The organism is Pseudomonas sp. NFACC51, assembly GCF_900103575.1.
Classification (GTDB): Bacteria; Pseudomonadota; Gammaproteobacteria; order Pseudomonadales; family Pseudomonadaceae; genus Aquipseudomonas; species Aquipseudomonas fluorescens_Q.
The window spans coordinates 97,459-113,208 of record NZ_FMXH01000016.1; the positions used below are offsets into that span (position 1 = coordinate 97,459).

The window sequence follows — 15,750 nt, forward strand, 5'->3', positions numbered from 1 at the left end:
CATTTGCTCATGCGATCCTGATCCTTCATCCAGCTCAGAAGCTCTGCCAACGTATAGGTAGTTGCCATTGCCATACCCTCAAATGTCAAAATCAATGGTGAGCCGAGCCGTCTCGCACACTCACGACTGAGCGCTTCCTATCGAGATAAACGTCACAAAACCATCTGATCGCCAGAACAGCAAAAAGCGATTACCGAACCTTACCCTTCAACGACAATCAGTCTTTCCATCCAAAAAAAATAGTGCGTTCAGGGCGCCAGAAGAAACAGCCGTTCATCCACCTTCTTATAAGTGCTGCCCTGGTCGTAGCTCAACTGAACCAAGACAGAAAGTTTTTCAGCCATTACCAGCGAATCTAAAAAGCCCTTATCAAGCGCTGGCAATATATATCCAACGTAGTATTCATCGTCGGTAAGGGGCTGCGTTTCGTCACGCATCGTATTAGTCACTACCTGGCCTGTCGCTGACGATACGCCGCTTGCCTGAATTTTTAGAAGTTGCCCTTCTGCGATGAAATACCAGCGTTCCAATTTAAAGAGCATGACCGGGTCGGTGATCTCGCTCAACTTGATAGAGCCACCGCTAAGTTTCGGCCTTTCCGCCTGGATCCGCGGCCAACCACTGTCGAAGTTTCTTATTTCCAGATCATAAAACGGTGAAGCGTGAGGAACGGCTTCATCTGGCGGCAGAACCTCGTAATGAATCACAACATGTTTCCCCACATTCATCGGTACGGCCGTACGGGGAATGTTGAATCGCCTGTCGTTGCCGATCGAGGGTGTCGTCACCACCAGCGGATCGCCAAAGCCGTCCCAGATCATGCTGACCTTGTCATTGTTGCCAATCACGGAGTCCTGCGGGATATCGATGACGGCCCCGGTCAGCACATCAGCGGCATTCACCCACCCCTTGACCACGCCCGACCCGTCGTCATCGTAAAGATTGGCCTTATCCACATTCGGTGCATACAGCTCAAGGGGGCGCCGAACCATCAGCGTCAACGGGCGCGAGCTGAACGAAGCCCCTGCCCGCGCATAGTGATAAAGCAGCTCGACAACCTTGCCGTTGTTCTCCTGTAACCAGCGGTGTTCGAGGACCAGCGTGATGATCCCGCTCTCGACCGCCGACACATCTAGCAGCGCGGTAGCGAGCAGGTTGGTGTCGCCTTGCGCATATACCGTCACCACGTCACCTGGCTGCCGGCTGCCATACAGTGGCACCTGCACGGGCAAGCCATCGGGGTGTCGTGCCGGGTCAATCGAGCCACTGTCGGCACCCGCGACAATCAGTTCGGGCAACAACGGTTCAAGGGTGTCCACTGCCGTAATGGTCTGTTCGGCGGAAGTTGATTCGGGCGTGAGCGGATCCTGTGGATCGGCGTACTGCACCTGGTACTGCATAACCCCATGACCACCGTTCTGGATCAATGTGAGTTGTGCCTTGGGCAAAGACCACTCCAGGGTTTTACCCACGTCATCGGCGCTCAATGTCCGGCGTATCGTATGGGTCGTAGGGGTCCCTCCGGTAGCGCGATGGGCCACCCAGGTGAAAGTAAGCTCATCACCTTCGGCCATCGCCTGATAAGGCGCGGTGGAGATGAGCGCGGGGCCGGCGATGGCGCTTGGGTCCACGCACAATGCGTGAGATTCCTTCATCTGCGCCACAGGCAAGCTCAGGATACCGACGCGCTTGCCCACATAAAAAAACAGACGCCGGGACTCTTCCCCCAGCGGTCCGCCATCCGATTGCCGATAGGAGTAAAACACTTCGCCCTGATCCAGGCCGATGAGTTTGGCGTTCTCAATCACTATCGGCATTCTTGGATGACCATTCTCGTCATGTTCCAAACGGTCATCGACATCCTGGTAGTTGGTTTCATCGATCGCTTCGCCCAACGGGCTGCGCCCTCGCCAGTTGGGTTCGATCCCATGACCTATTGCAAGTCCTGGATACTGCACATAGGTCAACAAGTCGTCTGTTCCCAACACATCCAGATCAATCACGTTATCGCGACCGAGTAGCGGAATGTGGGGAGCCGGCGGGGCATCTTTTGTATTCATGGGTTTGACACCCTCGTTGAGTTTTCATGCAGCGATAAAGACGTTTTACCCCTGACCGATCGCGCCGACCACTATCAGAACTGTTAGGTTACCGGCGCCCTGCAGTCTGTTACCGTATCGACAACTCACCGTAGCCCTCCCGTTAAAAAGCGCCGTTCATTATGGCTATCGCGGCAATGTCATGACCGACGATTATGTCGACTACAATGCTATTGCGTTGCACCAAGGCGTCGAGCCCATGGGGAGTTTTAATAAATGGGTTGCAAGCAAGTCGTTATACAGATCAATAAGCCAGGCCTGTCTCGCCATCAGTCTCGCCATCAGTCTCGGCAACACTCAGCGGCACATCGGGAATATCGAGCAAGGGCAGCGCGAGCAGTAGATGACCTTCAAGAACACCTATGACCACCGAGTCCCAGGACGCTCTGATGAACACGAAAGCCTGCGGGGCCATTTCGTCAACCTTATAGACGCCTGGGGTTTCGCTGTGCCATGAGCCGGGGCCGTTGAATTCAATACTCCACTCAACGTGTTCGGTAATATCCCTGTTATTGGCTATGGCTCTTAAAGCGACTTCTGTCAAACCTTTCAAGCTGCCAGGGGCTTGAATGGTTATCCCGGGATTTGTCTGTGTAACCACCATGTAAACCGACGCCGTATACCCTTTATAAGTCGCCACGAGTTCATCCATCACATAGGTTTTCTCTTCGACGGCTTCTTTATTCGAGACATAGGTGTAAACGCCATTATTGGATTCGATAGAACCGCTCTCCCCTGGAACCGGGTTGTTGATGACCACCGTAGGCGCAGGGCTGTCCTCTTCGTCCTTCAGATAGCCAAGCTTTAACGGTACACGCTCGTCTAAATTGCAAATCTGAATCAGTGGATTGATCGTCAAGCGCGAGCGGACTACCGTCACCAAGGCAGAACTGCTGAACTGGGTAACAGGGTCGGTTGCGGTGACCCGTACACGGGTGAAACGCCCCTCGATCTGACTCGCTGCCGGAGGTGTGTAGACCCCTGTATTTTCATCGATCGTACCTGCGCTGACAGCACGACGCTGCAGGTCTCCAACAGTCCATTTCAGGCCGGTTCTTTCAGGAAAAACCTCAAAAGCATAGTGCGGTGTGCCGGCGGCAATGCGGGGTTCCGGCGTGGTGATGGCGAACGTTGTTTGAGCGGGATTGATCCGACCGAACAGGCCGACATCATAAGGGGACTGTAAATTGAGCATCTGAATGGTTTCGCCGTAGTTAAGCGCAAGATTTTCCGCAATAAATCCCGACACAACGCGGCCCGTAGGGAACTGCTCCTTGATTGCACCCGCAATCATCCCCGACGCATCCGTCGCCAGCAAATTAAGTAAAACTTCAGCAGCCTGTACCATTAACAGCCCCATTAAAATTAACAGCTTGCCTACTAAATCCGCTATAGGATCTACTGGATCTGCCAAACTCAACTTACGCTTAACGGCATCACCAAACTTAAAAATATCAACACCCGACTCAGGATCTACATTGCTTTCAACATCATACCTTATTCTTTTCAACGTGCCACCGGCACCATCATCAATCAATTGGTAATACGCCGTGACGGTTAAATGGTAATACAAGCTCTTGCTCGGATATATATCTATGAGCTCTTGAAGCCCCTCATAATTAGTTGCTACGACATTCATGCTAGCTCTAACAGTCCCGGCACATAGCCACCGGACGCTGATCTGTTGCCCATGCAGCTCAACCTTCAGACGTTCACTGGCCGCCAGAAGAAATTCAGGATGACTAACCTCAAGATCCGCCCATATTGGACCCAACAGGGTGGTCATCTCCAAACGATGATTAAATGTCCCACGCGGAATCTTAATCCCCCCCCCTTTAGCCGTCACGACAATATCTCTGTTATCGTCATCAAAAACATAATCAAAATCATCGTGATCAATCATTTCCCCCAGCGATCGAACCAACTCAGCAATAACTACTCGGCCTCGCCCTACCAATACAGTGGCAGAGTAATCTCTTCCGGCGTCATTCGGGATCAAGTAACGAAAACCACTGCTCGCACCAGGAAAGGCTCCCTCATGTCTACCCTCCATGCGCACGAAGGCAAGCATCGCTCCCTCGCCCTCCTGGCCACCCCGCTGCGTGCGCAAGCCGAAAGAACGCGGTTGCATCATGGGGTTGCTGCCCCGCTTAATCGTGCCCAAGGTCCAGACACGCTGTTTCTCATCCAATCGATTAAACAAGGCCTTGAAAACTCTGCCGGCCAGCTCTTGTTCGGTCTGGGTTTCGGCAAACGTCAAGCGAAAGTTATCGCTTTTGCTCAGGTCCAGGCGGATATTCCCATTGTCGGCAATTTCTCCCGACACCTCGGGCAATAACAGGTCCAGGAATAAGCTCGGCCCGTCCAGCGGGTCATAATCCAAGATGCGCGTGGCATGCCACACCGTCACGTCTTTTTCGATGGAGACTTGATGACCGGCCACAACGGCCATCCGCAGATTGGCCTTCGAACTATCAAGACCGGTATCCTCGAAATACAAACGAGGTACATCCATTACAAAATCTTGAATATATTCCCGAAAACTGCCACCAATACCACCTGTTGCAATGGTTCCGGTGATGGCCGGGATATAGCTGCCCAAATTGAACTTATCAATGTAGTTTTGAATCAGCAGCAGATTGGTTTTGTTGCGTTCCATGGCCACAATCGCATCCCATTTGCTCATGCGATCCTGATCCTTCATCCAGCTCAGAAGCTCTGCCAACGTATAGGTAGTTGCCATTGCCATACCCTCAAATGTCAAAATCAACGGTGAGCCGAGCCGTCTCGCACACTCACGACTGAGCGCCTCCTATCGAGATAAACGTCACAAAACCATCTGATCGCCAGAACAGCAAAAAGCGATTACCGAACCGTGTCCTTCAACGACAATCAGTCTTTCCATCAAAAAAATAGTGCGTTCAAGGCGCCATAAGCGCTTGCCCACATAAAAAACAGACGCAGGGACTCTTCCCCCAACGGTTCGCCACCCTCGTTGAGTTTTCATGCAGCGATAAAGACGTTTTACCCCTGACCGATGGCGCCGACCACTATCAGAACTGTTAGGTTACTGGCGCTCTGCAGACTGTTACCGTATCGACAACTCGCCGTAGCCCTGCCGTTAAAAGGCGCCATTCATTATGGCTTTCGATGACTCATTGAGGTGTGCCCCCATGAGTGCCGATACTTCCGTTCCCTCCAACGCATTCAACTTCATGCAGTCGCTGCAAAGTGGCGTTGACCCACGTACCGGGCAATACCGGATATCCCTCGACTTACCCGAACTCAAGGGCAACGATTTGCGCGGCCCGGGGTTTTCGCTGGCATTGGCTTTCAGCGCTCTCAACACAACGGACAGCGGCTATGGCATCGGCTGGAATGTGCAGCTGTCCGAATACGATATGAACAAGCAGGTTTTATCCACGAGCACAGGCGAACGCCACACCGTGACCGCCAATGGCGTGGACGGGGAACTGCTGATGGAGACCAAAAAACTCGACAGTTTCCGATTCTTCGAATACACGCCATTTCAAGATAAGAAACAGTTCATGCTGGTGCACAAGACCGGCACCGTGGAATTTTTGCGAGAGCGCGGCATGGGTAGCGACCGCGTCGCCGTTCCGATCGAAATCTATAGCCCCCTGGGCCACAGGCTGGTCCTTGCCTATACCTCATTCAACGGACACACGCTGCTGCAATCGGTCAACGACGACGCGGGGATCCCCTTGTTGAGCGTGCGGCGCGACGCCGGCAAACTGGATCTGGATCTCTACCCCAATGTCGATGAGGCGCTCCCTGCGCGGGCGCGCTATACGATGACTTTCGACTCGGGCGAGCTGAAATATGCCCGCACCATTGCCCTGCCTGCCGATGAATCCGGCCAACGGGGTTACTGGCGATTCGACTACGAGATCAAACATGGGCACACCGTGGTGACCAAGGTGGAAAACCCGTTGGGCGGTAGTGAACTGATCGTCTATGACAGCGAACATAGCTTCCCCGGCCCGTCAGGCCGCTACCTGCCACGTGTCAGCCGTCACGAGATTTATCCCGATGGCGCCCCTGACAACCCGGACAAGGTGCAAGTCGAATACACCTATCCGGATGATAAGAACTTCCTGGGCAACACCTTGCCGATCCAATGGGGCACCGACAACAAGGACCCGCTGATCTATCAGAGCGGTACTTACGACTACAGCACCGTGGAAACCCATTACCTGGCGGGAAAAGCTGTGCGCAGTGTCAAACGCACGTTCAACCGTTTCCACTCGCTCATACTCCAGACCACGACACAAGGTGACAACATCCAGGAAACCGAAACCGTTTACCCTTTGCGCAACGGCTCGGTGCTGGATCAACCGAATACCTATCAGTTGCCTACGCAGGTGATCAATCGCTGGCGGCTTAAAAGCAACCCGACACGTCAACGCGCAGAAACAGAGACCTACACCTACGACAGCTCCGGCAATGAACTGACCCACGTTGAGGCCAGTGGCATCACCACCACCAACGTCTACTATCGCGCCTCTGGCGAAGAGGACTTCCCCGATAACCCTTATGGGTTTGTCTGCAAAGTCAAGAGCAGCACGGTGACGCCCGCACCGGACCACGAGCCGGCCCCGACCGTGCGGACCCACTACCGCTACATCGAAATACCTCCACTGGCCAGGACCCCGCTCGCGAGGCCCGTCACGCTCGACGAGCAAGTTCTGGTTCAAGTGCATGATGCCGGCACCCCCCAGGAACGAGAGGAGGCGTTGCAGAGCACCACCTACCAATACTGGACTGACCTGAACGACCCTTTACGTCATGGTCAATTGTCGCGGCAGGCTGTACGCCTCAATGGCGCCACCACCTACACTGATACTGATTACAAAAGACTCTTCGGCGTCGACTTCCCCGAACCCGCCATCCAGCTCACCACGACCTTGAGTACCGATTTCGACGGTGTCAAGAAAGTCAATATCGAGCAAACTTCGGCACTGACCGGAAAGCTCTTGTTGTTGCACTCGAGCGACATGGAAATCAGCTATGAGTACGACAAACTAGGACGGCTGGTTCGTGAAACCACGGCGCCCCGAAGCAGCGAATTCAAGGCTGTACGCACCTATCGGTATTTCCCTTCTGCCGGCGTGGGGCACTTCAGTGGGCGAGATGCCGTCAACACACGTGGAATCACCACCCGAACCCAAATTGACGGACTGGGACGCCAGATTTATGAAGAGCGCGATAATGTCAGCGAAACCAACCCCACGCGCGTTGAACAAACCTGGAAGGCTCGTTACAACGGTTTGGGCGAGCTGATCGAAGAAACCCGCTACGATTATTTTGAAGGACGCTCCTTCGCCTACACCACCACCTATGAGTATGACGACTGGGGCGAACAGTCCTGTGTCACTGGCCCTGACGGTGTGCAGGCCCACACCGAATTCAACCCCATCGGCATCGCCGTCGGTCACCCATCTCCCTGGAACGGTCTGGTGGAGACCCGCTGGCGGCAAGGCCCTGGTCACTCTCCGATGATCAGTGGCAAAAGCGAGACCCGCATCAACTCGCTGGACAAACCGGCGCAGACAGCCAGCCTCGATGCACAGGGCCAGGTGCTTGCCACCCGCACTTACCAGTACGATGGCCAGGGTAACTGCACACAAGAGGTCGACGAACTCAAACGCAAGACGCTTTACAGCTATGACCCCTGGTCCCGCATGGTCACCACCACCTTGCCGGACCAGTGTGTGGTATCACGCGAGTATGCCACCCATAGCCGCTCGGAACTGCCCACGGCACTGTGGGTGAAACCCGCCTCCGGCAGTTCACCCGCCCCCGTGTTGATCGGCACCCAGACCTTCGACGGCCTGGAACGCCTGACCGAAACCCAGACCGGCATGCGCAGCGAAACGCTCGGCTACATCGACGATCAGTTGCAACCCAACACGAGAACCACCGCCGCCGGCGCGGTGATCACCTATGAATACAAAAACTTGCAACTGACCGATCAGCCCACCGCCATTCATTCGCCCGATGCACAGAGCGCCTTTGACTACCACCCGGTCTCGGCTCGTCTGGTCAAGGCGCAGAACGAGCAAGGTTCGCGTCACTACGAATACGACATCACCAACCAGGTGCGCAGTGAGCAATGGGTCGATGAGCAGGGATTGTCCTGGGAAACCCAATACATCAGCACATCGGGCGGACAACTGCGCAAGCGCTTGGATATCAACCACCTCAACACCGTCGAAAACGTCTACGAATACGACAGCGCGGGACTCGTTACGCGCAGCGTTCAGGGTAGCCTGGAGGCGACATTCGAATACGATGCTCTCAGTCGCTTGAGCAAAACCACCAGCGTTGATACTGACGCCAACACCACGCTCATCACCGAGTTGACGTATGACGATCAGGATCAGGAAATCCTGCGGACGATCACATTGCCGGGGCATTCGACACGGACCATCGAGCAGGTCTGGTATCCCGACGGGCAGCTCAAGTCACGTCATCTGCAAGTCGAGGAGGCAGGCCTTCTGAACAGCCTGCTCCTGGAGGCGTTCGACTACGACGACCGTGGCCGCTTGAGCGTCCATACCTGCTCGGGCCGGGATTTGCCCAAGGATGAAGCCGGTCGCGCCATCGAGCAACAAATGTACGTTTTCGATGACCTGGACAACATCACCCTACGAGTGAGCCAGTTTTCGGGAGGGGCCAGCGAGGTCAACGAATACTTCTACGCCGACGACGACCGCTGTCGCCTGGTCAGGATGACCCGCAGCCTCGATGGAGGCCCCACGCAGGAACAGACCTTCGACTACGACGATAATGGCAACATGCGTAACGATGAGCAGGGGCAATTGCTGCGCTACGACAGCCAGAGCCGCCTGCTGGAAGTGCGCTCCGTCAGCCAGCAACCGGTCATGCAATACCAGTACGATGGGCATGATCGCCTGATCAGTTCCCAGGAGGGTACCCAGGCGAAATCCCTGCGCCTCTACCAGGGTGACGAACTGAGCTATACCGTCCAGAGCGCCGCACAGACCCACTTCTTCACCGCCGCAGACCAGGTCCTGGGCCAACACCAACCGGGTGATCCGTCGAAAAACCTGCTGTTGTTCACCGATGCCAATGGCAGTGTACTGGGCGAATGCCAAGGTGCCGCGTTACGCGCCGCTATCTATAGCGCCTACGGCGAGCGCAGCAGCGAAGAACCGTTATTGAGCGTTCGGGCCTTCAATGGCGAGGTGCGGGAAAGTAGCAGTGGCTGGTACCTGCTGGGCAACGGTTATCGCGCCTACAACCCGGTGCTGATGCGCTTTCACAGCCCGGACTCCTTCAGCCCTTTCGGTGCCGGTGGCGTCAACCCCTACTGCTATTGCCTGGGTAACCCGATTCGCTTCAAGGACCCGACTGGCCATGTGAGTTCGGTCTCGCGCATGAAACACCCGGATGAGGATCGGGTTCCGGGCGCGTACAAACGAAGTAAAAACTGGGTCACTGTCGCTATCAGCGCCGCCGTGACTGTCGTTGCGGCAATCTTTGCTGTCATTACCTGGGTCCCCACAGGCGGTCTGAGTGGCCTGGCATTGGCTGCCGCTGTGATTGCTAACGTAGCATCAGTGACTGCCGTAGGTTTGGGGTTCGTTACTACGGTGATCAAAGCGGCAACACCCGATGATAATGAGGACGCTTTGCTGGTGGGCCAGATATTGGACTACGCGGGCATGGGAATTAGCTTGGTTGGCGCTGTCGGTGGTTACACTATAGGACGCGCTCTAGCAAACCAGACGTCTAAGTGGTCCAACGCGCTCGTCATGAGCGGGGCCGCGGAACTCCCACCTACACCCGTGCCCGTGGAAATACCCAGAGCGGTACTGAGGCGTAACCTGTCTTACTATCGCAATTCAGCCAAGGTGAGTTCGGCAGGACAAACTGCAGCGCCCCCTTCTCCTCCCGCTCCCCCTCCCTCGCCGAAGCCGCAAGCACATGGGCTTGGCAACCCGCAAAGAACTTTATTAGAGCAGATTAAAGAGGGGGTAACACTCAATAAAACCGGCGGTCCTCAGAACAGCCCCGTTGCAACTGCGCAGGACCAGCTCGCCGTCGCAGTGGCAGCAAAAAGAAAAGGAGCCAGCGTTAACGCCGCTGCTAACGCGGGAAATATGCACGGTGAAAAAACATTCGAAACAATATTGGGGGCCAGCGGAGCACCGAAACATCTGAAGAACACATTTTTGATCGAGTTGATCAATGAAAATTTGAGAATTGCGTGACTCCCCCCTCACTCACCTGAACACCAACCTGACCGAGAACACCTCGGTCTCGGTTGGTGCATGCCCCCCGAAACATTCTGTTCCACCTCCCGGACACCCCACGCTCACAATGAGAACTCTCTCATATCCCGCCCCCCACGCCGCTTCTTAAACTTATCCAGAGAGACCTTATCGACACCGGCCAAATCGCAGTGCGCCCCGTCCGGTCTCACGCCTTGAATGCCGAGCACTGCGTCCACTGGATTCCCACCATGAAAAAAACTTCCCTCGCCCTGTGCCTTGGCCTGGCAACCAGCCTGGCAGGCACCGCGGCGCTTGCCAACACCGGTACCATCCACTTCCAAGGTGAAATCACCGCCAGCACCTGCCCCATCGAAGTCGTCAACCCAGGCGATGGCACCATCGGCAATACCGTTTACATGGGCAGTGTCGATGCCAGTCACTTCACCCAGGTCGGGGATGAACTGCTGGGCAAGGACTTTGTCCTGCGCGTCAAAGGCGGCTCAGGCTGTGTGATCGCCCCTGGCCAAACCGCCACCACGACCTTCAACGGCGCCGCCGACAGCAGCGGCGACTACTTTGCCGTTGCCCCGACACCGGGCCATGCGATGGGCGTGTCCATCGCGATCCGCGACAAGTCGGGCGCCGCCATCGCACCCGGCACCAGCTCCGTCGCGTACAACCTGGTCGCCGGCGGCGAAACCGACATGCTCTTCCATGCCCGTTATCGCTCGACCGCTGCCACGGTAACGCCGGGACCTGCCTCGGCGCACATCATGTTCCTTGTGAACATCATCTGATTTCCGCCCGCGCACGCCATGAGTTGCCGGCTTGTACGCCGGATTCCCCATGGCGCAAGCGCACTGCACCTCAGGCGCAGTCCCGCGCCTGATCCACCGGTACTTTTCTATGTTCACGTTCATCAAGCAGCCTGGGGCCGCGCGGTCAATTCTAGGTGCCTGCGCGGCACTGTCGATCTTGTTTTTCCAGAGTGCCCAGAGTCAGGCGGCGCTGAGCCTGAGCGGCACCCGCGTGGTGTTCGACAGTGACAAACGCAGTGTTTCGCTGATCATCGCCAACCCCAGCGAGAATATTTTTGCCGTTCAAACCTGGGTCAACACCGCTGCCGACGACACCACCACCGCCGTCCCCTTCATGCCGTCACCCACGTTGTTCCGGCTCAACCCCGGCAAGGAGCAACAAGTGCAGATCAATGCACTCCCCAACACCTTGCCGACGGACCGTGAATCGCTGTTCTATTTCAACGTCCAGGAAATTCCCCAGGCCGATACCAGCCACGCCAACGCCCTGAATATCGCCCTGCGCACCCGGATCAAACTGTTCTATCGCCCCAGCCAAATCAAGGACAACCCGCAAGCCCGCCTCAAGGATCTGCTGTGGTCGATTGAGCAGGTCAACGGCTCGGCGCAGTTGGTGGTCTACAACCCAACCCCCTTCCATGTCTCATTCAGCCGGCTTGAAGTCAGCGACCAGCGCCAATCCGAAGAACTGAATAACCCGGCCATGTCGGCACCGCTGCAACGCCAGACATTTGCCTTGGGCCGGATCAAACCGACAGCCGGCTTGCAGGTCACTTTCGCCACAGTCAATGACTACGGCGCTTTCAGCGCGCCTTTGACCGCCCCCGTGCAGCTCCCTTCAACACTGTGACGCCATGCGCTCTCGGACACTTTTAATGACTCGACTCTTGAAACGCTCGGGTATCGGCGGCGAAGCACGCCTGGCTCACTGGGTCGCCCTGGGTGCCAGTACGGCACTGCTCGATATCACACCCGCACTGGCCGATGCGACGGTTGAATTCCAATCCGGTTTCCTGCGCCAGCATCCGGAATACACCCGCGATGCCGGGGCATTGGCACTCAGTGCGCTGGGCCAAAGTCAGGACCTTGGACCGGGGCGCTATCGGGTCGAACTTCAAATCAACCGGCGCTCCTTTGGCCTGCGTGAGCTCGACTTCAGCCTCAGCCCCGAGGGCGACCTGCTGCCCTGCCTATCGTCCGATTTGCTTCAAGAGTTGGGCGTACGTCTCGACGGCCTGGCCGACAACCAAGCGCTGAACACCGACTGCATCGACCTGGCCAGCGTAATCCCCGGGGCCAATATCGAATTCGAAGGCGCCAAGCTGTGGTTGTCACTCTCGGTTCCCCAGATCGCCATGCGCAGGAATCAGTCAGGTTATGCCGACCCCGAGCGCTGGGATCACGGAATCAACGCGGCCTTTATCAATTACCAGGTGTCGGCGCAGCAGAGCAATCATCAACAAGGCGGCTCCAGCCAGAGTGATGACCTGTACCTCAACAGTGGGCTGAATCTGGGCGCCTGGCGTTTGCGCAGCAACCAGACGTTACGCCGCAACGAACAGAACCAACGCGAGTGGAGCAGCGCCTATACCTATGCCCAGCGCGATCTTCCCGGCTTGCAAGCCAATCTGACCCTGGGTGAAACCTTTACCCGGGGCGATGTGTTCAGGAGCCTGCCCATCAAGGGCGCAATCATTGCCTCGGACCCAGACATGCTGCCCGATGCCCTTCAGGGGTATGCCCCTGTCATACGAGGCGTGGCCCAGACGCGGGCCAAGCTCGAAGTCCTGCAAAACGGTTACCCGATCTACTCCACCTATGTCAGCCCCGGCGCTTATGAAATCGATGATCTCACTACCGTGGGCGGCAGCGGTGAACTGGAAATCGTATTAACCGAAGCCGATGGCCAGGTTCATCGCTACACGCAGCCTTACGCCACACTCAGTAATCTTTTGCGCGAAGGTCTCTGGCGTTACAGCACGACAGTCGGGAATTACAACGCCATCAGCGAGGGTGACCACCCTCTGCTCTGGCAAGGTACGCTGGCCTGGGGGCTCGGCTGGAGCACGACGTTATATGGCGGCGCGATGGGCAGCGACTTTTATCGGGCCGTCACATTGGGGGCCTCCCGGGACTTGGGTGCGCTGGGCGCCCTGGCCTTGGACCTGAGTCACTCCGATACGCAGGCAAGCCAGGACGTGCAAGGCAAGAGTTACTCGGTCAAATACGGCAAATCATTCCAAAGCGGGACCCAGCTGCGTTTCGCTGGCTATCGCTATTCCACCGAGGGTTACCGCGATTTCGACGAAGCTGTGCGCGACCGCGAGCACGACGTCCGTTTTTTCGGCAGCCGACGCAGCCGTCTCGAAGCGGCAATCAACCAGAAAATCGGGAAACACAGCTCCGTCAACCTGACATTCTCGCACCAGGATTACTGGCAAACGAATAACACCCAACGCCAGTTCCAGTTCAACTTCAATACCCAACACAAAGGCGTGACCTATAACGTCTATGCCTTGCAATCGCTCAGAGATAACGACAAACGCAACATGAGCGAGCAGCGCCAAATGGGGTTGAGCGTATCATTGCCGCTGGACTTCATGCCTTCGAGCACTGCCACGTTCGACGTACAGAACAACGCCGGACGCCATAGCCAGAGGGCCAGCCTGAGTGGTAACAGTCTTGAGAACCGGCTCAACTATCGAACCAGCATCAGCCACGACTCGCAACAGCGACAGTCAGCCGAGTTGGCTTTAGGTTATCAAGGGGCCACTGGCAGCGTCGGCGCCGGGATCACTCAAAGCAGCCACTACCGCACGACCTCACTGAACGCCAGCGGCGCATTGCTGCTTCATGCCGATGGTATTGAAGCCGGCCCGTACCTGGGAGAAACGCTGGCGTTGGTTGAAGTACCGGATATCCCCGGTGTGGGAGTCAAGAACGCGACAGGCGTGAAAACCAACGCCCAAGGCTTCGCGCTGGTCCCTTACCTGCGGCCCTATCGAATGAACCAGGTGTCCCTGCAAACGGATGATTTGGGGCCTGAAATCGAGATCGACAATGGCACAGCGCAAGTCGTCCCACGCCGCGGGGCCGTGGTCAAGACCACCTTCACCGCGCGTACCATCAATCGCCTGCTGATCAGCGGGCAGACGGCTAACGGCCAGGCCCTGCCTTTCGGGGCTCAGGTCAGCGATGCCCAGGGCACTGTTCTGGGTACCGTGGGCCAGGCCGGCCAGGTATTGCTCTCTGTAGGGCCCGAGCCACAACAACTTAACGTGCGCTGGGCACCGGGCGACGCCCCTCAATGCCGGCTGGACGTCAATCCGCAGACGATGGAGCAGGTGCAGGGCTACCGCATTCAGGCGCTGACATGCCATTGACACGCGCCACCCAGCCACTGGCAAACAGCCTATTGTCATGCCCGATCCCACAGGAAACACCATGAAACAATCGACACGACTGCTGCTGACATCCCTGGTGCTGGTCACCGGCAGCCCGACTTCATCCGCATTCGCCGCCGCCGATACTTGCTGGTGGGAGGCCGGAAGTGGCCCCCTGAATTTCCAGCCTCAATTGGGCACGCTTTATGTCCCTCGGGACGCTGCCGTAGGAAGTGTCATCGGCACCTTGAACAAACACACCTTCACCAGCGGCGGTGGTTCGCAACTGGACTGCAGCATCGATACCCCCGGCACCATCCTCAACTTCCAGGCCCAGCCAACCGCCCCGCTGTTCGCCGGCCAGTTGCCGCCGGTTGACGGGTTCGATGTGAACGGCAAGGTATTCAACACCAATATTCCCGGCGTGGGCGCCTTGATCCGCCTGGATTTTCCCTTCGATGGCAGCGGCAACAACACCTTCATCCCCATCGGCGGACCGACCTATCGCCCGATCGTGCCCTTCGATGGCTATCAGGACCAGATCACCACGTTCATACGCTTTACACTGCGCAACCTGCGGACCTACACCACCCTGATCAAAACCGGCCCCATTCCGACCGGTCCCAACCCACTGGATGGCCGCGAACTGTTCAGCGGGACCTTTACCGGCGTCGGCAAAGGGTTCGGCGTAGGCCCCGTGGGCACGGTGATTCAGGCTCATTGCGGCATCTCGGGCAACCCGGTAAGCGTCAATCCAGTGCCACTAGGGACCTGGGACACCTCCGAGTTCACAGGCCCCGGCTTCGGCACAACCCTTGCGCCTTTTACCATCACGCTCAGCGCCTGCGAAGCCGACCCGTCAGATGGCAATATCGCCGTCGCAACGATCAAGCTCGATGGTGTTCTGGGGTCCGTCCCCGTCGATGAAAACAACGGCGTTTTCAGCCTGACCGCAGACTCTGGAGCATCGGGCGTAGGTGTTCAGATACTCAGGGGCGACGGCCTGACCCCTGTCGCACTGGGTATGGAGGTTCCCCTGGTGCCCATCACATCCGGCACGACGGTGCTGGACTTCAACGCACGCTTCTACCAGTTAGCGCCTCACGTCGGTCCCGGTGTGGCCAAAGGCGCGTTGAACTTCACCATGACCTACAAATGAGCGCGAGGCGCATCGCTGAAACGGTAA

7 protein-coding genes are annotated in these 15,750 nt (G+C 56.8%); 5 read left to right on the forward strand and 2 right to left on the reverse strand.

Annotated elements, in window-relative coordinates:
* Positions 1–248 precede the first annotated feature (248 nt).
* Entirely contained in the window at positions 249–2,060 is a 1,812-nt protein-coding gene (locus tag BLT00_RS25565; protein WP_139199602.1) for a hypothetical protein, read from the reverse strand.
* 283 nt (positions 2,061–2,343) lie between these two features.
* Positions 2,344–4,842 carry a hypothetical protein gene (locus BLT00_RS25575; RefSeq protein WP_256572791.1) on the reverse strand — a complete coding sequence of 833 codons (2,499 nt, stop codon included), beginning with the start codon at positions 4,840–4,842 and terminating at the stop codon, positions 2,344–2,346.
* A gap of 430 nt (positions 4,843–5,272) precedes the next feature.
* Here BLT00_RS25575 and BLT00_RS25580 point away from each other — a divergent pair, with 430 nt between their 5' ends.
* The 5 genes from BLT00_RS25580 (at position 5,273) to BLT00_RS25600 (ending at position 15,723) form a co-directional block, all read left to right on the forward strand.
* A complete protein-coding gene (locus BLT00_RS25580) occupies positions 5,273–10,360 on the forward strand; it encodes an RHS repeat-associated core domain-containing protein (RefSeq protein ID WP_158265827.1) in 5,088 nt (1,695 codons plus the stop codon).
* A gap of 251 nt (positions 10,361–10,611) precedes the next feature.
* On the forward strand, positions 10,612–11,160 hold the full coding sequence (locus BLT00_RS25585; protein WP_063320906.1) for a fimbrial protein: 549 nt from the start codon (positions 10,612–10,614) through the stop codon (positions 11,158–11,160).
* Between the two features lie 109 nt (positions 11,161–11,269).
* Positions 11,270–12,031, forward strand: a complete 762-nt coding sequence (locus tag BLT00_RS25590) for a fimbrial biogenesis chaperone (protein WP_072348824.1) — start codon at positions 11,270–11,272, stop codon at positions 12,029–12,031.
* 25 nt (positions 12,032–12,056) lie between these two features.
* A complete protein-coding gene (locus tag BLT00_RS25595; protein ID WP_092142856.1) occupies positions 12,057–14,564 on the forward strand; it encodes a fimbria/pilus outer membrane usher protein in 2,508 nt (835 codons plus the stop codon).
* Between the two features lie 61 nt (positions 14,565–14,625).
* Entirely contained in the window at positions 14,626–15,723 is a 1,098-nt protein-coding gene (locus BLT00_RS25600; protein WP_158265828.1) for a fimbrial protein, read from the forward strand.
* Positions 15,724–15,750 lie beyond the last annotated feature (27 nt).